Below are 22428 nucleotides of genomic sequence, written 5' to 3'. Positions count from 1 at the left end.
TATCCTGGATCACGCGATGTCGCTCCTGCCTCTGATCGTTGCGGAGGGAAGGCTGTCGAGCCAAGAGGCCGCCCTTTCCGCGCCGCCCTCGTCGGCCAGGCAGGCTGGCCAGTGATCAGCCTGTTCGATCGCCTGCAAGATCAACACAGGCCACTCTTCTTGCTCTGGCCAATCATAACGCACGATCGCTCCGCCTGTTGCCGTAAGCCTCCTTGCCTTCGACAATTGTTCAGAGAAAGGTCGATCTTCAGGCAGACAGATGAAGGGACGGCGAGCCGTCAAAACGGCACTGACTACGCCATCCCCGGCGCCGCCGATGACCACGTCTGCTCCGCAAATATGCGGAGCGACGTCATCCACCCAGCCTCGCAAATCGAGATTGCCCGGAACGTCCAGCGGGGTCGTGCAGGGACCGAGAATTCGCCACCGACGCCCGGGTGTCGATCGAGCGGCATCCGCCCACTTGTCGCCGTCGGAGATGCCGCCCCCGCGGCCCAGGATGACGAGCACAACGCCATCGCCTTCGTGCGACCTACTGGGAAGCGATCGAACGATATCAGGTGCATAGAAAGTCTTTCCGCGTACCCAGGCCGGAACATCGTCATCGTCCAGCGCTTCATGAAAAGGGGCCAATAAAGCGGTTGCGCCACGGAAGGCGTCAAGATGCGCTGTATCGATCCGTCTGCCGTTCAAGCGAACATAGACAGTGGGCACAGAAGCTAGCCGGGCCAGCATTGCGACCTCGACTGACACATCGACCACCATCAAACGCGGTCGGGCCTGCGCTATCCAGCCCGTCATGAGTGCGGTGCGCTCCCGGATGCCTTCATGATCCAGCGGGGCGTAATGCAGCGCCGACGGCCGTTCCACATGGTCCACGCCGGAGAAATCCTCGCCAAGGCGGTCGTCAGGGAGATCGAGAGTGGGCAGATGATCCGCCTTCCCCGCCATTGCGGTCCCAATAAGCGTGACGTTGGTCAACATGGAACCGATCGCTAAGGCACGCTGACGGTGGCCGTCGCCATGATGATGCACATAATATCCGATCGGGCGGTTCACGCAGTTGCGCCCGCTTCTGGAAGCAGCATGTCACAGGGCATAGGGACAAGGGATCGTTCGGCCTCCCTTAGCGCTGTTGTCCCCAACACCTTCCTCGCTCGCCGGCGCCATCGCGCCCGAGCTTCCCAATGCACGAGGGCAGGCACGATCGGAACATTCCCGCTGTTTGCATAATCAATCCATTGCTGCATGTCGGCTGCCATGCCGGCTTCAGCGCGTCCCGCTGTTCTGGCGGAGGCTCTCGTCCATACGACATTGGGGTGGACGAGCCTTCCGCCTGCAGCAATTGCCGCGTCCACTAAAGCATGATCCTCTCCGGTGGAAATAAGCGGCACACCGCCAGCGCGCCGGTAAAGATCAACAGATAGCGCGAGGCTCGCGCCAGTGTGGTCACCATGCCTGGGCGGCATATCCCATTCGACTGGGTCTATCGCATCCTCAATCGCTCGGACTGCTGCCCAATAGGCGTCGAAGCGACTACGTATCGAAAAGATCGCCGGCATGGCGTCAGCCTCCAGTTCGTCCAATTCGATACGGCCGCCGACAATATGATCCGTTGCACAATGCTGAAGATTGGCTTCCACCCAAATTTCTGGTGGGCGGCAATCTGCATCCGTGGATATGAGAATGCCGCCAGCGGAAAGCAGTTCGGCGCCCAGGTCCATCGCAGCACGTCGAGCAGATCCGGCATGGGCAAGACCGGGCTCGAACTCGCATTCGACAACATGCAAATGAAATCGAGCGTTGATTTTTCTCATCGCGCTCATCGCCGTTGCGCGGGTGGCGTCGCTACTGTTGTTGATACAGATCGCAGCTGAGAAATTCTGGACAGTCTGTTGTGCCAAGGCCTCGATCAGCTGGCCGATATGCTGCGCCTCATTACGGGCCGGTACGCAGACGCACGCAGCCAAGTTCACGCCACGCTCGCAACAAGTGGAGCGGTGACGGCCTGTTCGATGCCGCTGTCAGTATAAGTGGCAGAAACTTTTTGATAAACCGCTTCATATTGATCGACCATGCGTTGGGCGTCGCAATATCGCTCAGCATGGACTCTGCAGGCGCTGCGGCTCAGTATCGAAGCCGCAAGCGCAGCCGACGCGAGAGACGCAACGTCGTCTGGCTCAGCGAGAACGCCGCAATCTTCGCCCAGAAGCGCAGGTACGCCGCCGCGCCGGAAGGAAGCCACCGGCGTGCCGCAGGCGAGGGCTTCAGCTACCACAAGGCCGTAGGGTTCTTCCCACCGCGGCGTGCAGAGCGCGGCCGTCGCGCCGCCTACAAGTCGGGCAAGATCGCAATGGGCCAGATGCCCTACATATTCAACATCCAGCCCCAGGCGAGGGAGGATCGCGTTGTCAAAATAGCCCTGGTTAGAGATCGGCCCGGCGATGCGCAGAGGCAAGCCGGTCAGGCGCGCGGCATCGATCGCAAAGTCTAATCCCTTTTCTGGTACGATCCGCCCGTACCAGACCAGATAGGGCGTTTGGCTGGCGACGGGCTGGAAAGGAAATTGCGTAAGGTCGATGCCGTTCGAGATGACATGATCTGTTTTAGCAACATGGCTCCACATGGCGGCAGTCGCTTGCGATACGGCGACATAGGTCATAGGTCCCCGGTTCAGTCGAACGCCGCTTTCCAACCAGCAAAAGGGAGGGGTGTGAAGGGTGGTCACGACGGGCGTGGCGAGCGTGTCGGCCATGCTCACCGGAAGATAATGCAAGGAGTTATTATGGATCACGTCGAAAGAACGTGACCGCAGTTCGGTCATCAGGCCTAGATACGCATGATGCTCTCGAAAGAAGGCGACATCATTAGCCTCCGCTATGCCGGTCTCCAGAAGCGAGGTCTCTGGACATATGGCTTCCACGCCAAGCGAAGGGTCCGAGCGCGTCGAAGCAAACAACGTAATTTCATGCCCGCGCTCGCGTAACGAGCGCGCAAGCATATGCGTGTGCATTTCGAGACCGCCGGCGAACGGCTCGGAGATGCGATATTTCAGATGAGCAATGATCGCGATCCGCATTTTGCCTCCCCGACGCGATGTGCAGGAAGTGCCATCAGTCCATGTCTAAACGTTGCCGCTGTATAAAATTTCCAAGGCGGTGACGTTGCACAGCCGGGATTCACATTGATAAAAATCAACTTCCGCTTTTATGGCTAATCGATCCCTTCAATCGGGATGCTGCCCTTTAGGTCGAAATTTACGAAACGAATACGTAAAAGATTTAGATCGGGCCCTTCCATCATGAAGTCTTCAGTCAAAAGACTATATGTTCCCCAAAGCAGAAAATAATTGCCATGCTATGAGTTGGCTTCATCAGCGCCCTTTGTCTGCTCCAAAGCCGCCTCACCAGCTTCAACCAGGCTACGTCCCGTTGCCACGGCGGCTTGTGGTGTCAGAGTGATTGCGATCCCATCCGGGCCATCGAGAACGACGTGCCCATCTTCCACTGCGGCAACCCCGGCGTCGGCGAAGGGTTCGACGGATTGATTATCCTTCATTTCAACTCTTCCTCATCTTTGTTAGAAAGCGGACTTTGTTCCAGATACAGATAGTGGGGACTGAAATCCCCGCGCCGCATGAGGGCGGAGAGATCCTCAATTTCGACCAGCGAGGCGCGCATGTTGCAAAGCCCCGCCTCGCGCAGTTGACGAAACGCTCTGTTGGTATGGACGGTGGTCAATCCACATATTTCGGCAATATCGCTTTGGGTGAGAGCCAGCACGAAGCGCCGCCCGTCGGAAAGGGCAACAGCTTCGAGGCGCGCATTGATCTCACACAGAAAATGCGCAATCCGGCCTACCGCATCGAGCCGGCCAACCCGAAACAACCAGGCACGATGCATTGCTGCATCGATCAGGGTAGAAAACCATAGCTTTCGAGCGAGCTCCGGCCGCGGATTCAAAATTTTCTCGAGGGCGCTGTGCGGAACGATAGCGACGGTTGCCGCGGTCAAGGTGCCGACAGAATGATCAAGCTCGCGCATGGGATAAGCGTGCAGATCCACGAATTCTCCGGGCACATGGACGGCGACCAATTGTCGCAAACCTTTCTTATCGTCGATAAATCGCGATAATATGCCTTCCAGCAAATAGGTGCTGGCGCAAACTTTCTCCCCTGCTTCGATGATCGTACGACGCGGTTCCACCGATCGAATTTCGCTGATCGCGCCTTCAAGCAGCGACCTTTCCTCATTGGTGAGATCGACGCCACGGCGGTTGGCAAGAAAACGGTCCAGAAACATGGTCGAGCAGCAGATCCTCGCAGTCAATGATCCGATTGTGCTAAACCGAAAAGCCGGCCGTGCGATCCCGCGCTCATGATCTTTCGCTATGATGTTTGTTAATCTGCGTCAGCGTGATGCAACAGCACGGGCACCGGATGGTTGGTCGACGATGCTTGAATTTCGTGCGCTCTCTCACTGGCACACAGGAGCCCTCTTCATGGCTATGGCCCCCTGACGGGCGCAAGGATCGCGCTGCTGTGAAAAGCTCTCCCAAAATGGGCGATCGGAAATTTCCCATTCGAGCGGGCGAGTTTGAGAATCGATTTGGTGACGGTGACGAAGTTCATCAGGTAGGAAGAGGAACCACACTCACTCCGTAGCAGGGCGTCCCCGTTTGGGCTGATCAGAACAGCCTGAAACTGGTAGAAGCCGCCAGCGTAGCCGAAATGAATCGCGACGAGGGTATCATCGCCATCGCCAGCGCTGCTTATGCTAAAGCCGTCCTTGAATTGCCCGATCAGGTCCGTTTTTGGGATCGCGCGCTTGTCGCCGACCTCGATGCTGCGGCGTTTGTCGAGGCTAGATGCATAGAAGCATGACGCCGGGCATGTCAAACGACCCTAGGCCGCCGCTGCCTTCTGCAGAGCGACTGCAATCCTTGCTATTTGAAGAAGCACGGCTTGGCCGTGATGATATGATAGCTGCGCTTCTGCAAGCGGGGGCGGACATAGAGGCAGTCGATGAAAAAGGGCATAGCAGCCTCATACTGGCAAGCTATCATGGCCATGAAACAACGACTGATCTTCTCCTTTCATTAGGCGCAGCGCCAGACGGCGTTGCAAACGAAGGAAATTCTGCGTTGATGGGCGTCGCCTTCAAAGGCAATGAAAACATAGCAAAGTCCCTGCTCAAGGCCGGTGCTGATCCTGACCATGGCAACCGCGCCGGTCAGACCGCATCGATGATGGCCGCTTTGTTTGGCCGCGAGCCTGTTATCGATCTGCTTCTTAAAGCGGGAGCAAATCCCGCTCTGCGAGCCCAGGATGGGAATGATGCGGCGGCCTTGGCGCTTGCTCAAGGGAGGGAGGATATTGCTACCCGCCTTACTGCAAAACAAGTTCTCTCGCCAAAATCATTGTAAAAAACTGATCATGATCAAGATTTATCTTAGTTCGAATATAAGGTGGAAAAGGGAACGCGATGATTGGCTGGGTGTTCTGAATATGTCCCTACATTGAAGGAGATAATCATGAGCATCGAAGGTAAGGCAAAAGAGGCGGCTGGCTTTGTAAAAGAGGAGCTGAACGAGCATAGCGACACGCCTGAAGCGAAGAAGAAGGCGCAGGAAGGTCGCGATCTTCGCAACGAAGGCCGTATCGAGGACGGCAAGGCTCCCAAGACGACCGAGCCTGGAACCGGCGCCAAGGAATAACTCTACCGTCAGGGTGTGCAACGCCGCCCGGGACCGGGCGGCGTTTTCATTCCTATCGATTTAGTCCGCATCAAGATTGGCTTGCTCATCTTCCGGCAGGTCGGCATGGGGCGAATTATAAGGTGGCGCATTCTCGCGCAGGCATCCGCCTTGAATTACCATATCATCGCGGTAGGCGTCGGTGATAAATGCGAGCGTGTCGACATGCTTTGCCTCGAAATACATTACATGCATATCTTCCCGTCCTGCGCCATTGATAAGTGTAAATTACAAAGCGCAAACGTCAGACAGGGTGACTTCGACGCTGGTCGATAGATGATTAGCTTCCGGGGACGCCTTAGCAGATGAGAAGGCTTACTCCGAGGTGGAGGATTCCGGGCTTTTATCGCGGGAATAAGCCGCCGCCATTTTCAGACGCCGGCCCATCGCGTTTTACCGGCTGATCAGGCTGCGAGCAGGTTCACAGCTGTCGGCTTTGCAGCGGGCAGCCCGTCTGTCTTTGCTTGCGCGAGCAATTCCTTCTTGCGTGCGGCCATCGCGTCGCGAAGTGCCACAAGATCGACATCCGTCTTCCGACACTGAGCGAACATGCCCTCCGACGGCATTTCCTCCTCATGGACATGATGCTTGATTTCTTCCGAAAGCACCTTGACCTTTGCATCGTAGAAAGCGTCGTCTGGCGACCCGGCTTCTATGTCGTTGATCAGCACCTTGGCGCCATCATGTTCGACATAGGCTTCGTCGAGCGTGTCGTCCTCGATCAACCCCCGGAAAGCGGGATAGAAGATTTCTTCCTCGATGAGCGTGTGGATTTTGAGCTCGACGCAAATCTCGTGCGCCAGCGCCTGCTTGCGCTCTGCGGATTTCGCGCCCTCGAACTTCTCGAACAGATCCTCGACCCTGCGATGATCGGCCTTCAACAGGGCGATCGCATCGGTGAATTGCGGCTCGGCCATCCTAATTCTCCTATGGGGTGATGGCCAATGAAGCAGTCGGCACCAATTATGGTTCCTCGCTAACGACTCGCAAAAAGGAAGGAGGCCGGGAGTATGGAGCCATCCACATCTGCTTACTCGCCCGTCTGGTTATGAGGGGCTGCTACAGCCTTGGATTCCGGCGATTCCCGTTGGCGCAGAAAAATGGATAGAAGCACCAGAACTGCAGTCGAGAGAAATTCGCTTTGCCAGTTTTGGAAGGATTCAAACCAAAGCTGAGGATCGCCGAGATAGGCTATCGTTGTCAGCGGCTGTTCTCCATGTGCTATTGCATCCTGCGCCGCCACCCTGGCGCTTTGGCTCCAGTGGATGACGAAAGAGATGACGAAAAGGGCGGCCAGAGCCAGGCCGAGCGATTGCGCATAGAGAGCGCGCCAGATTGGCCCCCATCGCAGGATTTTCGGTGCACCGGGCTTGCTCGCCTGGAGATCGAGGTCTGCGTCTCGCGGCGGCCCGTCCGGGTCCTTGGATTCGGCCGAACCGCGCTGGATGAGGAAAGCTGTCAGCACCACATAGGCTGACATCTGAAGGAACTCGCTCTCCCAATTTTCAAAGACACTGGAGAGAAATTCGGGGCTGAAGCTGTAGGCGCTGAGCGAAAGCGCCTGTTCGCCATGGCGGTGCGCATCTTCGACCTGAACATGCCAGCCCGCGATCCATTGCCCGATAATGCTCGCTCCAAACAACAACAGCAGGACGAGCGTCAGTCCGTTGTTCCGCACCATGACCATCTTCCAATCCTCATGATCCTGTGGGTGACGGCTTCCTGGCTTTCGATCCGTCGGTAAAGAATGCCGCGTGACACTCCGTGGGCAGCAGTCCGGAGTTGAATGGACAAGTCTGCGCCGGCCCGCGGCGCCTTGCCTGCGGACCGGCAGGGGCTATCAGATGATTGCGCCGACGCTGGTTGCGGCGCTGTTGCGCTCGATAAACTGGTAGGCGGCTTCCGCGACATCCTGCCAGCCCGGTTCATTGCAAATATAGTGGCTGCGACCGGCGAAGGGCAGAAACTCGGTCAGGCTCGCGGCATCTGTGTACGCCTTGAAATTCTTCTCGGTGAGGTGCGCAGGGATGATCTGATCCTCTTCACCACCAATCAGAAGAAGTGGTGCGTGGGGTGCATCGAGATCGATCCTGCCATCCTCACCCATGCAATCGCGCAGCACATTGCGGCTGTCATGCGTAGCCGTTGCCTCGAACTCGGCTGCAGCCTCGGCTTCGCTGAGCGTGTTGGCGAAGGTGCCATGGAAGGTTTTTTCATCCATAAGCACAGGCGCAATGCCCTTCAGGGGGTTTGCGATGATCGCGCTGTTCTTGATGAAGCCCCAGTCGAGATCGATCATCGCGTTAGGCGCGACCGAATTGATCGCAACGCCGCTCGACAGCAATCCGCGACTAAGCAGGATCTGGGTGATGAGCCCACCGACCGAATGACCGATCATGATCGGCAGGTCGTAACGCCGCACTTGGGCCTCGATCGCTTCGATCACCTCATGAAGGTGGAGATCGCCCAGGCCTTCAGGCGGGCTCTCACGCAGATCGACTGGATTTCCCGCATGAAGCGGCCAAGCCGGTGCCACGCAATCATAGCCCTTCTCGCTAAAATAGCTGGTCCATTTCTGCCAACTGACAGGATTTTGAAACATGCCATGGACGAATATTACGGTCTTCATGGAACACTCCTCGGCTGGTGGGGATGGCCGAGCGAACGGCTCAGGCCACTGTCCGTTCCAGCAGCCCAAGGCAGGATATTTACACCAGAAGAGGCTTGCGGGGCCATTTGTGGCGCGGCCCAGCGCATAGCTCGGTGCCAAAACTGATCTCTATCAATAAGATTTATGCTGCCGGTCATGGGGCTATTGTCGAGACCGTCGCGTTGTGGGGTGGCGAGACCGAGGATCGCCTTTGATGCGCCCATACATGCTGGCGCAGCCCATTTTCCCATGTCCAAGGAGCTATGCCCATGAGCCATGCGACAGACGATGCCCCTGCGGCCACTGCAAAGTCGAGCGAGCAGAAGAAAGAGGCCGCAACCGCCGTTGAGGGGGCGGGTCATGAAAACCTCATCGGCAAATCCGTGACCATCAACCGCCCTCGCGCAGAACTCTTTGCCTATTGGCGCGACTTCAGCCAGCTGCCCAGCTTCATGGATAATGTGGAGCGCGTGGACATTCTTACCGCTGAACGCTCCCACTGGGTGGTGAAGGCGCCGGCGGGAAAGACCGTCGAATGGGATGCCGTGATCACAGAAGAGATAGACGGTGAACTGATCGCCTGGACTTCTGTCGAAGGCGCTGACGTCCCCAATAGCGGCCGGATCGAATTTCGCGACGCAGGCGAACGCGGCACCATCGTCACGGCTACCATCACCTATGATCCGCCCGCCGGGTTCATCGGCAAGATCGTCGCCAAGATGTTCCAGCGCGAACCGGCCATTCAGGCGCGGCGCGATCTGCGGCGCTTCAAGCAACTCATGGAAACCGGCGAGGTCGCCACTGCCGCCCGCACTGCACAGCAATTTGCCGAGGAGAAGAACTGATGCGCGCGCTCACCTGGCACGGCAAGCATGATGTCCGCGTGGATACCGTCGACGACCCTGAAATCCTCAATCCGCGCGACGCCATCATCAAGATCAGCTCGACCGCCATCTGCGGTTCGGACCTGCACCTTTACGATGGCTATATCCCGACGATGAAAGCGGGCGACATCCTTGGCCATGAGTTCATGGGCGAGGTGGTCGAAACCGGTGCAAAATCGACGTTGAAGAAGGGTCAGCGGGTCGTGGTGCCTTTCACCATCGCCTGCGGGAGCTGCTACCATTGCGGCAAACACCAATATTCCGCCTGCGATAACGGCAATCCCGCCGACAATCAGGACATCGGCCAGGAAATGTATGGCCAGCCGATGTCCGGACTGTTCGGCTACAGCCATCTGACCGGCGGCTATGCGGGGGGCCAGGCCGAATATGTCCGTGTGCCATTTTCCGACATCGGGCCGATCGTCGTTCCCGATGGGTTGGATGATGACCAGGTCCTTTTCCTCTCCGATATTCTCCCGACCGGCTGGCAGGCGGCCGAATATGCCGACATCGAGCCGGGCGACACCGTCGCGGTCTGGGGATGCGGACCGGTCGGCCTGTTCGCGGTCCAGTCTGCCTTCCTGATGGGCGCGCAACGGGTGATCGCGATCGACCATTTTCCTCATCGCCTGGAGCTGGCGAAGCGCTTCGGCGCGGAAACCATCAATTATGAGCAATCGAAGACATATGAGGCGTTGATGGAGATGACCGGCGGCATCGGTCCTGATGCGGTCATCGACGCCGTCGGCCTCGAACCGCATGGCTTCTTCCTCGACAACGTGGTCGATCAAATCAAGGCGTCGATGTTCCTTGGCACCGACAGAACCCATTCGATCCGACAGGCCATTCATGCCTGCCGCAAGGGCGGACGCGTCTCCATGCCGGCCGTTTATGGCGGGTTCGTGGATAAGTTCCCGCTGGGCGCCTTTATGGAAAAGGGTCTGACGCTCAAGACCGGCCAGACCAGCGTCCAGCATTATATGCCCGCGCTGCTCGATGCGATCGTCGAGGGCAAGATCGATACGACCTTCCTCATCTCGCACCGCATGGGGCTGGAGGATGCGCCAAAGGGCTACAAGATGTTCCACGACCAGCAGAATGAGGTGACCAAGATCGTGCTGAAGCCCGGCCTTGATCGCGTCGCTGCGTGAGGAGAAAAGACATGGCTGATAAATTCGCAATCATCACCGGCGCATCGAGCGGGATTGGCGCTGAATTGGCAAAACTGGCGGCTAAGGACGGCTATGATCTCCTCGTCGTTGCCGACACGCCCTTTGCCGATGCCTCGGCTGGACTCGCAAGTTTTGGCGTCGCGGTCGATACGCTCGAGGTCGATCTTTCTATCGTACAGGGCGTCGATCAATTGCTCGATCGTACCGGCGGGCGACCGGTGGACTTGCTCTGCGCCAATGCGGGGCATGGCCTGGGACATGCGTTTCTCGACCAGCAACTGTCCGATTGGCGCCATGTCATCGACACCAACATCACCGGCACCATCTACCTTCTTCACAAGGTGCTCGGTCCGATGGTGGCGCGCGATTCGGGAAAGATTCTGGTCACCGGCTCGATTGCCGGTTTCATTCCCGGCAGCTTCAACGCGGTCTACAACGGCACCAAGGCTTTCATCGACAATTTCACCGAAGCGCTGCGCAATGAACTGAAGGATCATAAGGGCGTCACGCTGACGACGCTGATGCCCGGCGTGACCGACACGGAATTTTTCGACCGCGCTGGCCTGGGCGCCGACACTGCGGTGGGTGCCGACGACAACAAGGCCGATCCGGCCAAGGTTGCAAAGGATGGCTGGGACGCGCTCCTGGCCGGAAAGGGCCATATCGTTTCGGGCTTCTCGAACAAGCTGCAGGTCGCAGCAGCGGGTCTCGTTCCACAATCGTTATTGGCTGAGCAGCATCGCAAGATGGCTGAGCCCGGCAGTGCGCAATAGGAGGCTGAGATGTCCGAAGACACCCGCAAGGTAGCGCGAGGGCCGCTCGGCGATGCGCGTCCAGACCATGAGGCTGAGGTTGATCGGCCTAAGGGTAAGCACTCAGAAAAGGTCGAGGACCGGCCTAATGTCGGCACGGTAAAACCTGAGGACTATCCGGCCGGGGATCGCGACAGCGCGCGCCCGGACTGAGATGTTTCAAACTATCGCCGGAGGCCCGATGGACAGCCCGATCCCCTTTACGCCCGACATCGAGCGGATTGACCAGGATGAGGCGGACGTAAATGCCGAACTGGCGGACACTTTCCGCCAAATCATCGAGACCACATATCGTGATCTGGGCCATGGGTTTAGCGGCGTCCATGCCAAGAGTCATGCCCTTCTTCAGGCGCGCGTTCGCGTGCTTGAAGGATTGCCGCCTCATTATGCGCAGGGCGTTTTTGCCGAGCCGAAGAGCTTTGATGCTTTGGTAAGAATATCCACCGGTGCTGGCGACATATTGCCTGACAGCGTCTCATTGATCCGTGGCTTTGCAATCAAGCTCGTCGGCGTCGAAGGCGAGCGGCTGGCAGGGAGCGAAGGCGACAGTACGCAGGATTTCCTGTTCGCCAATGGTGTTGCCTTTCCGACCCCGGGTCCAAAGAAGTTCCTCGCGAACCTGAAGCTGCTCGCCAAGACGACCGACAAGGTCGAAGGACTCAAAAAGGCAGTATCTGCCGTCTTTCGGACGGCCGAGAAGGGCGTCGAAGCACTGGGCGGAGAGAGCGCTTTGCTCGAACAGCTTGGCGGCCATCGCCACACCCACCCCCTTGGCGAGAGCTTCTTCACCCAGGCGCCGATCCGTTACGGCAACTATATCGCCAAGCTTGGCGTGGTCCCGCTCTCAGAGAATTTCAAGGCACTCGAAGGCCAGGAAATCGACATCGCTGGTCGCGACGATGCGCTGCGCGAAGAGATTGCCAGCCTGTTGGCGGCGCAAGGCGGTGAATGGGAAATACGCGTTCAGCTTGCCCGTGATCTTGCTGCCAATCCGATCGAGGATGCGTCGGTTGCCTGGCCTGAAGAGGCCAATCCCTATGTTGCGGTCGCGGTCATCAGCATTGCGCCACAGCCGAGCTGGACTTGGGACAGAGCGCGGGTGCTCGACGATCAGACAGCGTTCAATCCTTGGCATGGGATCGAGGCGCATTGTCCGCTCGGTGCGGTGATGCGAGCGCGCAAAGTAGCCTATGTTGCGTCGTCCGAAATGCGCGGGCGGTTGAACGGCTGCCCTTTCCATGAGCCGTCAAATGCGAAGCTACCCGATGCCGAATAAGGAGAGATGCGATGCCGAAAGGTGACAAGTCGAGCTATAGCGACAAGCAGAAACGCAAGGCCGCCCATATCGAAGAGGGATATGAGGATCGCGGCGTTTCTCACAAGGAGGCCGAGCGTCGCGCCTGGGCGACGGTCAATAAGGAATCGGGCGGCGGAAACAAATCGGGTTCCGGACGCGGCAAGGCTGAAAATCATGACAGTTCCCGCAAGGGCGGACGCAAAGGCGGTTCCAACCAGAGCGCTTCCGACCGGTCAGCTGCCGCGAAAAAGGGTTGGGAAACGCGGCGGCGTAAAGGCAACGCCTGATTTCCTGCCTCATGGGCAATGATGACCAGACACCAAAATCCTAATCTGCAAGCAGGAAAAGATCATGGTCCTCAAGGCGCTGGCGATAAATTGTACGCTCCTCCTCAAATCCGGCCGAGCTTCGAAAAACTTTGAAAGCACGCTAGGCTATCTCGGCACAAGGCAGACCAAAGGCTGCCGGTCCCACGCCCAAAGGGCATCATCACAACAACAGTCTGGTGCATAGGGACCGGCATCGACCTGCCAATAGCCCATAACCGTCCGGTCATCGGCAAGATCGCACGACGACCCAGTCGATCGATGACGGAATATCCTGAAACACAATGGCCCGGCGCACTTGAAGTGAGAATATGAGGGCGTCGCAGCGTTGTGTCGGGTGCCTTTAGTCCAGGCCGGTATGAGGATAAACGCACGATATCCTCGACGCGGCATTTGCTGGCAGGGCCAAAAGCCCCGTCGATCTGCCTCATGCAAGATCGAAGGGGCAGGGAGACGGGTCATTGGCGATCACCGCCATGGCCCGTCCGTACACGCAGAGATTCTGAAAAAGGAACGTTCGCTCAGGACTTGAGGCCCTTAGCCATGTTGAGATGGGCTGTCACGATGGGAACAAGCTTGGTCGCGAATTCCTTCAACGAGGGAACGTCCCCATTGGCAGAATAGGCTTTGAGCGTTTCGAGCGTCTCCTGATGTCCCCGGGTCTGCGCTTCGATATAGGCGGCATCGAAGTCTGCCCCTTTCTTGCCCTTGAGCGCGTCGAGCGACTGTTGCTGCGCGATGGACAGGAGCGGCTTGGGCACGATGGTTGGCGACGCAGCGCTCGCAGCCTGGCCGAGCTTTGCCGTTGAATCGGTATGCGCCTTGATCATCGACTCCGCGAATTTCTTTACGGACGCCGACTGGCTGTTGGCTTGCGCCAATCTCGAGCTTTCGATTTCGAATGTATCGCTCGCCGCTGCTGTATTGGCGAACGTCTGGCCTGCGCTCTCCGCAACGGGCGCCGGTTCGATGGCGTTGACGCTGTTCACCGGCGCTGCCGCGGCGTTGTTGGACGTCGTATCGACCTTCTTGCCGCATCCGCCAAGTGTCAGCGCTGCCAATGATATCGCCACCGTCGCGAAATGCATCTTCATCTATTGTCTCCCGGATCATCCTCTGTCGGAACGTCAACCCGCCGCGGCCAAGCTCGTTCCCACGGGACCCTTCTTTGCCACCCGCCGTTTGTTGATGATTGAACCATCACATGGAGGACAGGCACATGGGCATTTTCAGCAAGATCAGGGACAAGATTTTTGGTCATGACGACCAGAAGGCAAGCAATGGCGCTCCTGCACCCGCCACGAATGTCCAGACGGCCAGCCCGACCCCGCCAGCCACTACGCCCCCTGCGTCGCCCGCCACCGCCACCGCGTCACCTGAGGCAGCCTCGCTGCCGCAGGTCGATGTCGGCGCGGTTCTCTCGGCCATGGCCGACGCCAAGGGAGGCGGGGGAAATTATCAAAGTTCGATCGTCGATCTGCTGAAGCTGCTCGATCTTGATTCCAGCCTTGCGGCGCGCAAGGAACTGGCAGACGAACTGGCTGTCCATGAGGGCGCTGATGGCAGCGCCGAGCAGAATATCGCGCTGCACAGGGCGGTGATGACGAAACTCGCTGAAAATGGCGGCGTGGTTCCCGATAGCCTGCGCGACTAAGACCTCTGGCCGTGCCGCTCCTTCCGGTGGCGGCCCGGCGTTATACTGTCAGAACCATTTCTGTTGCGATGGTGGCCCCGCGGTGACGCGGGGCCATCCTTGCGTCAGGCGATCCCTGCGCCGCCGGTCACGCCGTAGACTTCACCGGTGATATAGCTGCCCTCCTGCGAGGCCAGCAGCACATAGACGGGCGCGATCTCGACCGGCTGACCAGGGCGGCCGAACTGGCTCTGCTCCCCGAACTTGGTGACCTTGTCCTGCGGCTGACCGCCACTGGATTGCAGGACCGTCCAGAATGGACCGGGGGCAACCACATTTGCCCGGATGCCCTTTTCGATCAGCTGTTTGGCCAGCGCCTTGGTATAGGCGACGATGCCGGCCTTGGTCGTGGCATAATCGAGCAATATGGCCGAGGGCTCATAGGCCTGGACGGAGGCGGTTGTGATCACCGACGCGCCGGCGGGAAGATGCGGCACGGCGGCCTGTGTGATCCAGTGCATGGCGTAAAGATTGGTCTTGAGCGTGCGGTCAAAATCTTCCGAGCTCACGACCTCAACATCATCGCGATATTGCTGGCTGCCAGCGTTGATGACGAGAATGTCAAGCCCGCCAAGGCCATTTACCGCTTCATCGACGAGCTTGCGGCACCAGTTCTCGTCCGTAATGTCGCCAGGTAGTGCGACCGCCTTGCGGCCCTCTGCCTCGATCAGGGCGATGACCGCCTTTGCGTCCTCCTCTTCGCTTGGAAGATAGGAGATGGCGACATCGGCGCCCTCGCGCGCATAGGCGATAGCGGCAGCTCGGCCGATGCCGCTGTCACCGCCAGTGACCAGCGCCTTGCGGCCCTTGAGTTTGCCCGAGCCGGTATAGCTTTCCTCGCCATGGTCAGGCCTGGGATCCATGTCCGCAGCGATACCGGGAACCGGCTGCGGCTGCTCTGGAAAGGGGGGCTTGGGATATTGTGCGCGCGGGTCCTGCATGGTGAGACGCTCTGCCATGTTCGCTCCTTGCTGATGGGGATGATGGACGACAGTCCGGTTTGCCGTTCTGGGCGACACGTCAAACTACGAGCCGCAGCGCCATCGAGTTCCACACCGGGCTCAGCGGGATGGCAATCTTATTCAAAGCTCTGATCTGGATCAGGAAAACAGGCCGCCTCTCGTGCGTTCTCGCCTGAAATCAGTTCAAGGGAATGTCGTCATCAACAGGACTCAGCTCGACAACGCTCGCCCCCGGCGCGACGCGGAAAACTATCTTCATCTCGAACATTATGCGGCCCTGGGCGATGGCCGGACCTTGGCCCTGAGCGGTAGCGATGGGTCGCTCGACTGGTGGTGTGTCCCCAATCTCGATTCTCCGCCCCTGTTCGATAGGTTGCTTGATCCGCAGGAGGGCGGCTACTTCTCCATCACGCCTCGTGAAACGTTCGAGGTCGAGCGGGCTTATCGTCCCGAGAGTAATGTTCTCGAGACTATATTCAAGACCGCTGGCGGCAAGGCGCGAATGGTCGAATCGCTCAACAGCGGCTCTGCGGGACGCTTGCCCTGGTGCGAATTGGCGCGGCGGATCGAGGGGCTGGAAGGCTCGGTACATTTCGATATCGCGTTGAGGCTCGGGCATCGCGCCGGGACCGCTTCGCCCTATATGCAGAATGTCGCAGGCCATGATGTCTTCCATGTCGGCAGCGTGCTGGGTCTCTTTCTGCCGGGATCAGGCGTGATCATCGAGCATCTGGGCGATAGTGGCGCGACTGCAAGTTTGACGATCGAGGAGGGCCAGACGGAGTTGCTCGCGATCGTGGCGGGCGAGGACGAACCGCTGGTGGCGCCTTCGCTTGACGAAATAGACGCCCGGATCGACGGCTCGGACAATGAATGGCGCACATGGGCGCAGACGGTCCAATGTGACGGACCTTATCGGGAGGCATTGGTCAGAAATGCCCTCGTCCTCAAGCTCCTGCTCTTTTCGCCCAGCGGTGCGATCGCAGCGGCGGCGACCACCTCTCTTCCTGAACGGATTGGCGGGTCGAAAAATTACGACTATCGCTTCGCCTGGATCCGCGACGCAGGCTATACCATTAACGCCCTCCTGCGCGTTGGTGCCCAGGCGGAGGCGAAGGCTGCTCTGACGTGGCTGCTCAAGCAAATCGAGAAAGTGGGGCCGCGCGTCTGCTATTCGATCTGGGGCGGCGCAGCTTCAGACGTCCGGACAGTCGATCTGCCTGGCTATCGCCGTTCAGAGCCGGTTGTTGCTGGAAATCGCGCCACGGATCAGCGGCAGCATGGAATTTATGGCGATATCTTCGAGACCGCGGCATGCTTCGTAGACCATGGCAATATTCTGGACGCGCGCAGCGCAGAAATATTGGCCCATCTTGCCGATCAATGTGCAGACATCTGGCGCCAGAAGGATAGCGGCATCTGGGAGCTTGCCCAGGAGCAGCATTATACCATGTCGAAAATCAGTTGCTGGCAGGCCCTGGCCCGCGCGGTCGAGCTGGCCGACGCAGGACAATTGCCGACGACGTGCCGCGATCGCTGGTCACGCGAACGAGACAGGGTCGAGGCCTGGATAACGGAGCATTGCTGGTCCGAGAGCCTCGGCGCCTATAGTTTCTATCCGGGCTCGGATCGCCTCGATGCGTCCCTCGCCCTTGCTGTGCGCTTCGGGTTCGATGGACGGGATCGCCTTCGTCGAACGATCGAGGCGATCGATCGGGAGCTCGGCTGTGGACCCTATCATTATCGCTATTCCGGAGCCGACAAGGAAGAAGGCTGCTTCCTCGCCTGCACCTTCTGGATGGTCGAGGCCAAAATTCTGCTTGGTCAGCCTGAAGCGGCGTCCAGGGCATTTACCCAAGCGATTGAGGGGCTGGCGCACACAGCTGGCGTATATCCTGAAATGATCGATCCTGTGTCCGGCCGCTATCTGGGCAACATGCCGCAAGGGCTGACCCATCTTGCGATCATTCAGGCCCTCATGTCGCTGCAGGCTGGCAGCGGCTAGGCTCCCCTGAACATGGTCCAGCTTCCAGGCTCCGCTGAAACCTGTAGGGTTCAAGGCTGCTGGTTATAGGATGGGCCGCTATGCTCGGTCGCGACGTTGTTGCCGGTGGCCTGATCCTGTTCAAGTTCCTCGCCATGCCAGACATTTCTCGCGACAAATATGAAGATGAAGAGGGCGATGATCACGCCGCAAATGACCGCGCCGGCCTTTGCGAGGCGGCGCGGCGAGGGCTTCTCGTCCGATGTCATCATCCGGCATCCTCCAAAAATAATTCGCCTTCCTCTTCGCCATCCCAAAAATGCGCACGTTCGCCAATCACCTGGATTAGGACGAGGCCAGGTGTCTGCGGGCCCTGCGGCCACCATTTTTCCAGGCCTTTCGTCCAATGCGCTTCAAATTGGTCCTTATCGCGGATGAGCAAGGCGGTGCCTTCTACCGCCAAAAAGAAGGGGCGCTGGCCTAGCAAACCCGATTTTCCTTGATAGCTGAGGTTGACCGCGGGGTCGGCCTCAATATCCGACACCATGCGCGCGGTATCTTCCGAAAAAAACCAGGCGCTACCCTTATAATCGACTTCACGATTATTGCTCATCGGACGCGATCCGATCGCACCGTCGCCTGTATGGGTGGCGAGCATGGCGAAATCGATCTCTTTCATCTTGTGCGACAGATCTTCAACCGACATGGACATGGCCATCAACTCCTATTGTTTCGGCACCAACGCACGAACAGGAATAATGGGCCATTCCACAGTTCAGCATCGCAACGAGTATCCATCTGCTTGCAAACAATTACCCCTGCGCAAGCTTTGTCGCCTGCGATGGAAGATTGGCCTCTGCCTGGGCGTCGGATGATGACGCACGGCGACCGCCACGGACCATTTCCTCTATCCAGGTCAAAAGCAACTGGTTGTAGGCGCGCCGGCCGCCTTCATCCCGCAGCGAATGATCAGCGCCCTTTAGAATACGGTAGCTCAGCGAATTACTGTTGTGGAACGCCGACATATAGGAGCTGATGGTCGCGTGCGGAACATAATCGTCATGTTCCGATTCAACGATCAGAACGTCGCCGGCAAAGCGCTCGCAAGCGGCAAGAGCCCTGTCTTCCCGGCCCGTTCGAAAGCGCGCCCGATAGGCATTGATGAGATCGCGGTCGAGCTTCGCCTTGGGCACATCCCAATGTTCGTCAGGATAGAGCGCAGGAACACGAAGCGCCAACCAGTTGACCGGACGAGCCGCAGTGAGCAATGCCGCGAGATAGCCGCCATAGCTGGTGCCGACGACCGCAATCGCCGACGGATCGACCTGGTCCTGCCTGACGAGATAATCATAGGCCGCTGTCACATCTGCAAGGCCGTGCGAACGGGTTACGACATTGCGCTCCTCGGCATGTTTGGCATGGCCTCGCAGATCGAACGTGAAGCAGATGCAGCCCAGTTGAGCGATCTCCTCGGCTCTCACCATATCCTGCTCGCGCGAACCGCCCCATCCGTGGATGAAAAGGATGCCAGGGACGAGCTTGTCAGGCGACAACAAGGTTGCTTCCAGGCTCTCTCCCTGGACATCAAAGGTTAACTGACTGCCTGTCATTCCAACTCCATCGCATATTTTGTCATTGGCCCTGCGACGGGATCGACACCGCTATAATAGATAATGCTGCCATCCGGAGCGGCATCGGCCTCGCCATAAATCTCCATCGTCATGCATGTCACAGCCGACCGTTCGGGATCACGCGCCAGGGCTTCGAACGCCGCGATCTCCGCGCCGCTCGCGCCGCCAGCACGCCAACTCTGCTCGAGCACGCCGATGCGACGTTCCCCGTAGGAATTGACGCCGGCTGCTACATCGTAATTGCGGCGAGACGCCAGCAAATCCGGATAGAAACGTGAGACGATAGCATCATAGGCGATCGCTTTATCGATACCCTGCTGCAATTCCTCGGCCAAATCGAGGCTCGCAAGCCGCTCCAGCCCCCCCCTCACGACATGTAGGGTGGAGCCGCCATAGACAGTCGCGCCGCTGTTGTTACTGGTGAGCCGCTGCGTACCCCAATAGGAGATCGCCTCGCCAAACAGTCGCGTCGTGCCGACGCTGTAAGTGACGACATCATCGAGATTCTCCTCGATCACCACCCCATGTCTGGCGATGGCAGCCTCGTCGAGCTGGGCCATTGCTTCGTTTAATTCCTTGACCGACGTAACGACGAACTGGCCTAGTCCGGCAGTGGCTTCAACCTCCTTCAGGCGGATCGCCGTACGCCCGAGCATATCAAGAGCGGCAGCGCGGACCGTATCGAGAGTGAAGGCCGACCAGCCTGAAAGCACATGGGGCGCAAGAGCGGAGCCCAGTTCAGGACACCATCCGGCCGGAATTGCGGGATCGTCCCTGAAGGCCGGATGTGTGATGACCTTGCTGCCGACAAAGGGAAACGGCACGACGCCCCCGTAGATCTGGCTCTCGGTCCGGATGCCCAGTTCTTTCGCCGTCGAAAGGTCAATCGTCCCCGTTGGAATGAACAGCGTGTCAGTTGGACCCCCTGAAGTCTGTTGCTCGCCCAAAATGTCATGATCGACAAATCTTCCCTTGCCGAGACTGGCTATCCTGCGCGCAAGCTCACTCCGCGAGGCTCTGTCATGCTCATTGTTGAGGCTACTGGATTGACTGGGATGGATCTTCACAAAATGGGTCTGATGCGAGCGAGCCATTGGACCTCACGGAATTCGAGGGACTGCCAAGTGGCAGTCTTGCAACAACCCCACGCCCGAACATTATATCCATGGCTCGATAGACATGCCTTCCTTGTTGAGGGTTCATATGAGGATCTGGTCATGACTTTGTCTGGAATGCGCGCCACCAGGGCATTTCGCCGCGCAAATGCCCCTGTTCGCCCGCAAAATGATCCATGATTTCATGCAGGTGGTCAGCGCATGCGAGCACCAGGATCCAGCTTGGATCGCTTTTATTTTGCGTCGCAAGGTCTCGGAGGAGAGAAATTTCCTCCGCCATGAGCGTTAATGCTTCGACATCATCACGCATGCATGATTCCCGGCTAATAAGTTCCTCTCATTCCGGTGAACTCGATTGAAGAGAGAAATATCCTTGATCGTGCTTCATTTCCGGGCACGAACGGGGATCATTTGGGCACTCTATCCATTTCTGCGAAAAGGAAAAAGCGGAGAAGCAGATGCATTGGCCGAGGAAATTGACAATCGTTCGGCATGGTCAGAGCGCAGGCAATGTCGCGCGGGATGCTGCCATGCAGGCCAATGTCGATCGCATAGCTCTTTCCGAGCGAGACGCGGACGTACCCCTGAGCGACCTTGGCCGTAACCAGGCCCGAGCGCTCGGACATTGGTATGCCGGTGAGGCACCACATAAGCGTCCCGATGTGCTCCTTGCCTCCCCCTACCGACGCGCTTACGAGACTGCCGATCTATTTCGCCAGGCTGGAGGCTGCGCAAGCAATGTGCCCATCTGCTTTGATGAGAGGCTGCGGGAGAAAGAATTCGGTATCCTTGATGGACTTACATCCATGGGAGTGAATAGCATTGAGCCGCAGCAGGCAGAATTTCGCAAGCTGTTAGGCAAATTCTATCATCGCCCCCCAGGGGGTGAAAGTTGGTGCGATGTCATTTTGCGACTGCGCTCCGTCATGGACACGATTGCGCTTCATCATGCAGATCGGCATGTGATGATCTTCACCCATCAGGTCGTGGTGCTATGTTTGCGTTACATCGTCGAAGGCATGACCGAGGCTGAGATATTAGAGATCGACCGTGAAGGCGATGTCGCCAATTGCGCCATCACCGAATATGCGTTCGACGCGGACAGTGGCAAAAGGGGAGGACTATTGCTTGGTCGATACAATGTGACGGCCCCGGTCGAGCAGGACGACACGCCCGTGACCCGTGCGCCCGATGCCATTGCCGGCGCACGCGGATGAGCTGCCTCCCGCTCGACGAGGCGTGGCTGAAGCGACATCCGCTGCCGGCGATCGAGCAAGGTGCCGACAAAAACAGCCGGGGCCGCGTTCTGGTCGTGGGAGGTTCGGAATTTGTGCCTGGTGCGCTTCGCCTTACCGGAGAAGCCGCGCTGCGCGCAGGTGCCGGAAAGCTGCAAATGGCTACGGTGCAATCTTCGGCTCTGTCTTTGGGTGTTCTTGTGCCCGAGGCCGCCATGATCGCTCTGCCTGTCGACGGCGATGGAGAAATCGCTTCCAACGCGGCGACATTATTGACGGATCGGATCGCCGCCTGCGATACGCTCATTCTGGGGCCGGGTATGAGCACGACTGCAGGTACAAAGGCGTTCTTGATCGATCTGCTCGACCGGCTCTGCTTTTCTGGCAGTCTCATTCTCGACGCAGCCGCGCTTGTCGTTCTTCGTGAATATAGCCCGTCCGGTGGGGGCTTGGGCGATAGAACGATTTTGACGCCTCATCATGGCGAAATGGCCGCCTTGAGCGGTTTGTCTCTCGAAGAGATCCGGACTGAGCCCGCCGCGGTCGCAATCGAGATGGCGGCGCGGTGGAACGCGGTTATTCTCCTCAAAGGAGAGATCAGCTATCTGGCGTCGCCTGACGGACAATGTCTTGTCCACAGCGGCGGCTGTGTAGGTTTGGGGACAGCAGGATCAGGTGACGTCCTTGCTGGCCTCATAGGTGGCTTGACTGCCAGAGGCTCGGCTGCATCTCTCGCTGCTGCCTGGGGTGCGTGGATCCACGGACAAGCCGGTAAAGCCGCGGCGGCGGCGATTGGCGAACTGGGCTTTCTGGCACGCGAACTTATTCCGGTCATACCCGCACTGATTGAAGGCACGCTCAACAGCCTTCCTCGCGGTAAGACTGTTCAAAGACCCTGAATCATATCGCACCG

At 58.4% G+C, this 22428-nt stretch carries 29 protein-coding genes; 13 read left to right on the top strand and 16 right to left on the bottom strand.

Features of this window, described 5'->3' with window-relative positions; all coding sequences use genetic code 11:
* Positions 1-9 precede the first annotated feature (9 nt).
* The 5 genes from BMY84_RS24395 to BMY84_RS24375 form a co-directional block, all read right to left on the bottom strand.
* Positions 10-879 carry a glycosyltransferase gene (locus BMY84_RS24395; protein ID WP_256215421.1) on the bottom strand — a complete coding sequence of 290 codons (870 nt, stop codon included), beginning with the start codon at positions 877-879 and terminating at the stop codon, positions 10-12.
* Positions 880-1055: 176 nt separating this feature from the next.
* A complete protein-coding gene (locus BMY84_RS24390) occupies positions 1056-1976 on the bottom strand; it encodes a glycosyltransferase (RefSeq protein ID WP_218147019.1) in 921 nt (306 codons plus the stop codon).
* Positions 1973-3079 (bottom strand): glycosyltransferase, encoded by a 1107-nt coding sequence (locus tag BMY84_RS24385; protein WP_093087346.1) that lies wholly within the window; start codon positions 3077-3079, stop codon positions 1973-1975. The genes BMY84_RS24390 and BMY84_RS24385 overlap by 4 nt, the downstream gene beginning before the upstream one ends.
* A 278-nt stretch (positions 3080-3357) precedes the next feature.
* Entirely contained in the window at positions 3358-3558 is a 201-nt protein-coding gene (locus tag BMY84_RS24380) for a hypothetical protein (RefSeq protein ID WP_093087344.1), read from the bottom strand.
* Complete coding sequence (locus BMY84_RS24375; RefSeq protein WP_093087342.1) at positions 3555-4301, bottom strand: Crp/Fnr family transcriptional regulator; 747 nt, start codon at positions 4299-4301, stop codon at positions 3555-3557. Before BMY84_RS24375 ends, BMY84_RS24380 begins: the two co-directional genes overlap by 4 nt.
* A 428-nt stretch (positions 4302-4729) precedes the next feature.
* On the opposite strand from BMY84_RS24375, the gene BMY84_RS29975 reads away from it, so the two are divergent.
* The 3 genes from BMY84_RS29975 (at position 4730) to BMY84_RS24365 (ending at position 5715) form a co-directional block, all read left to right on the top strand.
* A complete protein-coding gene (locus BMY84_RS29975) occupies positions 4730-4882 on the top strand; it encodes a hypothetical protein (protein ID WP_177204176.1) in 153 nt (50 codons plus the stop codon).
* Positions 4879-5424 carry an ankyrin repeat domain-containing protein gene (locus tag BMY84_RS24370; RefSeq protein ID WP_256215420.1) on the top strand — a complete coding sequence of 182 codons (546 nt, stop codon included), beginning with the start codon at positions 4879-4881 and terminating at the stop codon, positions 5422-5424. The genes BMY84_RS29975 and BMY84_RS24370 overlap by 4 nt, the downstream gene beginning before the upstream one ends.
* A 108-nt stretch (positions 5425-5532) precedes the next feature.
* A complete protein-coding gene (locus BMY84_RS24365; protein ID WP_093087339.1) occupies positions 5533-5715 on the top strand; it encodes a hypothetical protein in 183 nt (60 codons plus the stop codon).
* A gap of 60 nt (positions 5716-5775) precedes the next feature.
* Here BMY84_RS24365 and BMY84_RS29970 read toward each other — a convergent pair whose 3' ends face one another.
* The 4 genes from BMY84_RS29970 to BMY84_RS24350 form a co-directional block, all read right to left on the bottom strand.
* Positions 5776-5940: a hypothetical protein gene (locus BMY84_RS29970; protein WP_177204175.1), complete on the bottom strand. Its 165-nt coding sequence runs from the start codon at positions 5938-5940 to the stop codon at positions 5776-5778.
* 218 nt (positions 5941-6158) lie between these two features.
* Complete coding sequence (locus tag BMY84_RS24360; protein WP_093087338.1) at positions 6159-6671, bottom strand: hemerythrin domain-containing protein; 513 nt, start codon at positions 6669-6671, stop codon at positions 6159-6161.
* A 113-nt stretch (positions 6672-6784) separates the two neighbouring features.
* Positions 6785-7441 (bottom strand): DUF6766 family protein, encoded by a 657-nt coding sequence (locus tag BMY84_RS24355; RefSeq protein WP_093087337.1) that lies wholly within the window; start codon positions 7439-7441, stop codon positions 6785-6787.
* Positions 7442-7594: 153 nt separating this feature from the next.
* Positions 7595-8383, bottom strand: a complete 789-nt coding sequence (locus BMY84_RS24350) for an alpha/beta hydrolase (protein ID WP_093087335.1) — start codon at positions 8381-8383, stop codon at positions 7595-7597.
* Between the two features lie 290 nt (positions 8384-8673).
* On the opposite strand from BMY84_RS24350, the gene BMY84_RS24345 reads away from it, so the two are divergent.
* From BMY84_RS24345 to BMY84_RS24320, 6 genes are read left to right on the top strand one after another with little or no spacing between them, the layout of a single operon-like run.
* On the top strand, positions 8674-9249 hold the full coding sequence (locus BMY84_RS24345; protein ID WP_093087333.1) for an SRPBCC family protein: 576 nt from the start codon (positions 8674-8676) through the stop codon (positions 9247-9249).
* Entirely contained in the window at positions 9249-10439 is a 1191-nt protein-coding gene (locus tag BMY84_RS24340) for a zinc-dependent alcohol dehydrogenase (RefSeq protein ID WP_093087332.1), read from the top strand. Before BMY84_RS24345 ends, BMY84_RS24340 begins: the two co-directional genes overlap by 1 nt.
* Positions 10440-10450: 11 nt before the next feature.
* Positions 10451-11233 carry an SDR family NAD(P)-dependent oxidoreductase gene (locus BMY84_RS24335; protein WP_093087330.1) on the top strand — a complete coding sequence of 261 codons (783 nt, stop codon included), beginning with the start codon at positions 10451-10453 and terminating at the stop codon, positions 11231-11233.
* A gap of 9 nt (positions 11234-11242) precedes the next feature.
* Positions 11243-11425: a hypothetical protein gene (locus tag BMY84_RS24330; protein WP_093087328.1), complete on the top strand. Its 183-nt coding sequence runs from the start codon at positions 11243-11245 to the stop codon at positions 11423-11425.
* A gap of 28 nt (positions 11426-11453) precedes the next feature.
* Entirely contained in the window at positions 11454-12548 is a 1095-nt protein-coding gene (locus BMY84_RS24325) for a catalase family protein (protein ID WP_093087406.1), read from the top strand.
* Between the two features lie 11 nt (positions 12549-12559).
* Positions 12560-12856, top strand: a complete 297-nt coding sequence (locus BMY84_RS24320; RefSeq protein ID WP_093087326.1) for a plasmid stabilization protein — start codon at positions 12560-12562, stop codon at positions 12854-12856.
* 560 nt (positions 12857-13416) lie between these two features.
* Here the strand turns inward: BMY84_RS24320 and BMY84_RS24315 are convergent.
* A complete protein-coding gene (locus tag BMY84_RS24315; protein ID WP_093087324.1) occupies positions 13417-13989 on the bottom strand; it encodes a DUF4142 domain-containing protein in 573 nt (190 codons plus the stop codon).
* 125 nt (positions 13990-14114) lie between these two features.
* Between BMY84_RS24315 and BMY84_RS24310 the strand changes: the two genes are divergently transcribed.
* The gene (locus BMY84_RS24310; RefSeq protein WP_093087322.1) at positions 14115-14549 is read left to right on the top strand and encodes a DUF3597 domain-containing protein; all 435 of its coding nucleotides are present in this window, start codon (positions 14115-14117) and stop codon (positions 14547-14549) included.
* Positions 14550-14653: 104 nt separating this feature from the next.
* Here the strand turns inward: BMY84_RS24310 and BMY84_RS24305 are convergent, their stop codons facing one another.
* On the bottom strand, positions 14654-15547 hold the full coding sequence (locus BMY84_RS24305) for an SDR family oxidoreductase (RefSeq protein WP_093087320.1): 894 nt from the start codon (positions 15545-15547) through the stop codon (positions 14654-14656).
* A 163-nt stretch (positions 15548-15710) separates the two neighbouring features.
* Here BMY84_RS24305 and BMY84_RS24300 point away from each other — a divergent pair, with 163 nt between their 5' ends.
* The gene (locus BMY84_RS24300) at positions 15711-17555 is read left to right on the top strand and encodes a glycoside hydrolase family 15 protein (protein ID WP_256215419.1); all 1845 of its coding nucleotides are present in this window, start codon (positions 15711-15713) and stop codon (positions 17553-17555) included.
* Positions 17556-17605: 50 nt separating this feature from the next.
* On the opposite strand, the gene BMY84_RS24295 is transcribed toward BMY84_RS24300, so the two are convergent.
* From BMY84_RS24295 to BMY84_RS24275, 5 genes are all read right to left on the bottom strand, one after another.
* Positions 17606-17803, bottom strand: a complete 198-nt coding sequence (locus tag BMY84_RS24295) for a hypothetical protein (RefSeq protein ID WP_093087403.1) — start codon at positions 17801-17803, stop codon at positions 17606-17608.
* Positions 17803-18246 (bottom strand): pyridoxamine 5'-phosphate oxidase family protein, encoded by a 444-nt coding sequence (locus BMY84_RS24290; protein ID WP_093087401.1) that lies wholly within the window; start codon positions 18244-18246, stop codon positions 17803-17805. The genes BMY84_RS24295 and BMY84_RS24290 overlap by 1 nt, the downstream gene beginning before the upstream one ends.
* Positions 18247-18346: 100 nt before the next feature.
* A complete protein-coding gene (locus BMY84_RS24285) occupies positions 18347-19087 on the bottom strand; it encodes an alpha/beta hydrolase family protein (protein ID WP_256215417.1) in 741 nt (246 codons plus the stop codon).
* A gap of 53 nt (positions 19088-19140) precedes the next feature.
* Entirely contained in the window at positions 19141-20259 is a 1119-nt protein-coding gene (locus BMY84_RS24280; protein WP_093087317.1) for a DUF3182 family protein, read from the bottom strand.
* 121 nt (positions 20260-20380) lie between these two features.
* Positions 20381-20590, bottom strand: a complete 210-nt coding sequence (locus tag BMY84_RS24275) for a hypothetical protein (protein WP_093087316.1) — start codon at positions 20588-20590, stop codon at positions 20381-20383.
* A gap of 148 nt (positions 20591-20738) precedes the next feature.
* Here BMY84_RS24275 and BMY84_RS24270 point away from each other — a divergent pair, with 148 nt between their 5' ends.
* Together BMY84_RS24270 and BMY84_RS24265 are read left to right on the top strand one after the other, a co-directional pair.
* Entirely contained in the window at positions 20739-21497 is a 759-nt protein-coding gene (locus BMY84_RS24270; protein WP_093087314.1) for a histidine phosphatase family protein, read from the top strand.
* The gene (locus BMY84_RS24265) at positions 21494-22414 is read left to right on the top strand and encodes an NAD(P)H-hydrate dehydratase (protein WP_093087312.1); all 921 of its coding nucleotides are present in this window, start codon (positions 21494-21496) and stop codon (positions 22412-22414) included. The genes BMY84_RS24270 and BMY84_RS24265 overlap by 4 nt, the downstream gene beginning before the upstream one ends.
* The last annotated feature ends 14 nt before the right edge of the window (positions 22415-22428 follow it).

Origin of the sequence: Sphingobium sp. AP50, assembly GCF_900109095.1 — a bacterium.
GTDB lineage: Bacteria > Pseudomonadota > Alphaproteobacteria > Sphingomonadales > Sphingomonadaceae > Sphingobium.
This window is presented reverse-complemented; position numbering and strand designations above follow the sequence as displayed.

Bases quoted from the DNA above. Each gene is read 5' to 3' on its own strand.
- BMY84_RS24375 (WP_093087342.1), bottom strand. From the start codon at position 4,301: ATGTTTCTGGACCGTTTTCTTGCCAACCGCCGTGGCGTCGATCTCACC.
- BMY84_RS24330 (WP_093087328.1), top strand. From the start codon at position 11,243: ATGTCCGAAGACACCCGCAAGGTAGCGCGAGGGCCGCTCGGCGATGCG.
- BMY84_RS24345 (WP_093087333.1), top strand. From the start codon at position 8,674: ATGAGCCATGCGACAGACGATGCCCCTGCGGCCACTGCAAAGTCGAGC.
- BMY84_RS24380 (WP_093087344.1), bottom strand. From the start codon at position 3,558: ATGAAGGATAATCAATCCGTCGAACCCTTCGCCGACGCCGGGGTTGCC.
- BMY84_RS24275 (WP_093087316.1), bottom strand. From the start codon at position 20,590: ATGCGTGATGATGTCGAAGCATTAACGCTCATGGCGGAGGAAATTTCT.
- BMY84_RS24265 (WP_093087312.1), top strand. From the start codon at position 21,494: ATGAGCTGCCTCCCGCTCGACGAGGCGTGGCTGAAGCGACATCCGCTG.
- BMY84_RS24365 (WP_093087339.1), top strand. From the start codon at position 5,533: ATGAGCATCGAAGGTAAGGCAAAAGAGGCGGCTGGCTTTGTAAAAGAG.
- BMY84_RS29970 (WP_177204175.1), bottom strand. From the start codon at position 5,940: ATGTATTTCGAGGCAAAGCATGTCGACACGCTCGCATTTATCACCGAC.
- BMY84_RS24370 (WP_256215420.1), top strand. From the start codon at position 4,879: ATGACGCCGGGCATGTCAAACGACCCTAGGCCGCCGCTGCCTTCTGCA.
- BMY84_RS24280 (WP_093087317.1), bottom strand. From the start codon at position 20,259: ATGGCTCGCTCGCATCAGACCCATTTTGTGAAGATCCATCCCAGTCAA.
- BMY84_RS24325 (WP_093087406.1), top strand. From the start codon at position 11,454: ATGGACAGCCCGATCCCCTTTACGCCCGACATCGAGCGGATTGACCAG.
- BMY84_RS24315 (WP_093087324.1), bottom strand. From the start codon at position 13,989: ATGAAGATGCATTTCGCGACGGTGGCGATATCATTGGCAGCGCTGACA.
- BMY84_RS24360 (WP_093087338.1), bottom strand. From the start codon at position 6,671: ATGGCCGAGCCGCAATTCACCGATGCGATCGCCCTGTTGAAGGCCGAT.
- BMY84_RS29975 (WP_177204176.1), top strand. From the start codon at position 4,730: ATGAATCGCGACGAGGGTATCATCGCCATCGCCAGCGCTGCTTATGCT.
- BMY84_RS24290 (WP_093087401.1), bottom strand. From the start codon at position 18,246: ATGTCCATGTCGGTTGAAGATCTGTCGCACAAGATGAAAGAGATCGAT.
- BMY84_RS24270 (WP_093087314.1), top strand. From the start codon at position 20,739: ATGCATTGGCCGAGGAAATTGACAATCGTTCGGCATGGTCAGAGCGCA.
- BMY84_RS24335 (WP_093087330.1), top strand. From the start codon at position 10,451: ATGGCTGATAAATTCGCAATCATCACCGGCGCATCGAGCGGGATTGGC.
- BMY84_RS24385 (WP_093087346.1), bottom strand. From the start codon at position 3,079: ATGCGGATCGCGATCATTGCTCATCTGAAATATCGCATCTCCGAGCCG.
- BMY84_RS24295 (WP_093087403.1), bottom strand. From the start codon at position 17,803: ATGACATCGGACGAGAAGCCCTCGCCGCGCCGCCTCGCAAAGGCCGGC.
- BMY84_RS24340 (WP_093087332.1), top strand. From the start codon at position 9,249: ATGCGCGCGCTCACCTGGCACGGCAAGCATGATGTCCGCGTGGATACC.
- BMY84_RS24350 (WP_093087335.1), bottom strand. From the start codon at position 8,383: ATGAAGACCGTAATATTCGTCCATGGCATGTTTCAAAATCCTGTCAGT.
- BMY84_RS24355 (WP_093087337.1), bottom strand. From the start codon at position 7,441: ATGGTCATGGTGCGGAACAACGGACTGACGCTCGTCCTGCTGTTGTTG.
- BMY84_RS24320 (WP_093087326.1), top strand. From the start codon at position 12,560: ATGCCGAAAGGTGACAAGTCGAGCTATAGCGACAAGCAGAAACGCAAG.
- BMY84_RS24305 (WP_093087320.1), bottom strand. From the start codon at position 15,547: ATGGCAGAGCGTCTCACCATGCAGGACCCGCGCGCACAATATCCCAAG.
- BMY84_RS24310 (WP_093087322.1), top strand. From the start codon at position 14,115: ATGGGCATTTTCAGCAAGATCAGGGACAAGATTTTTGGTCATGACGAC.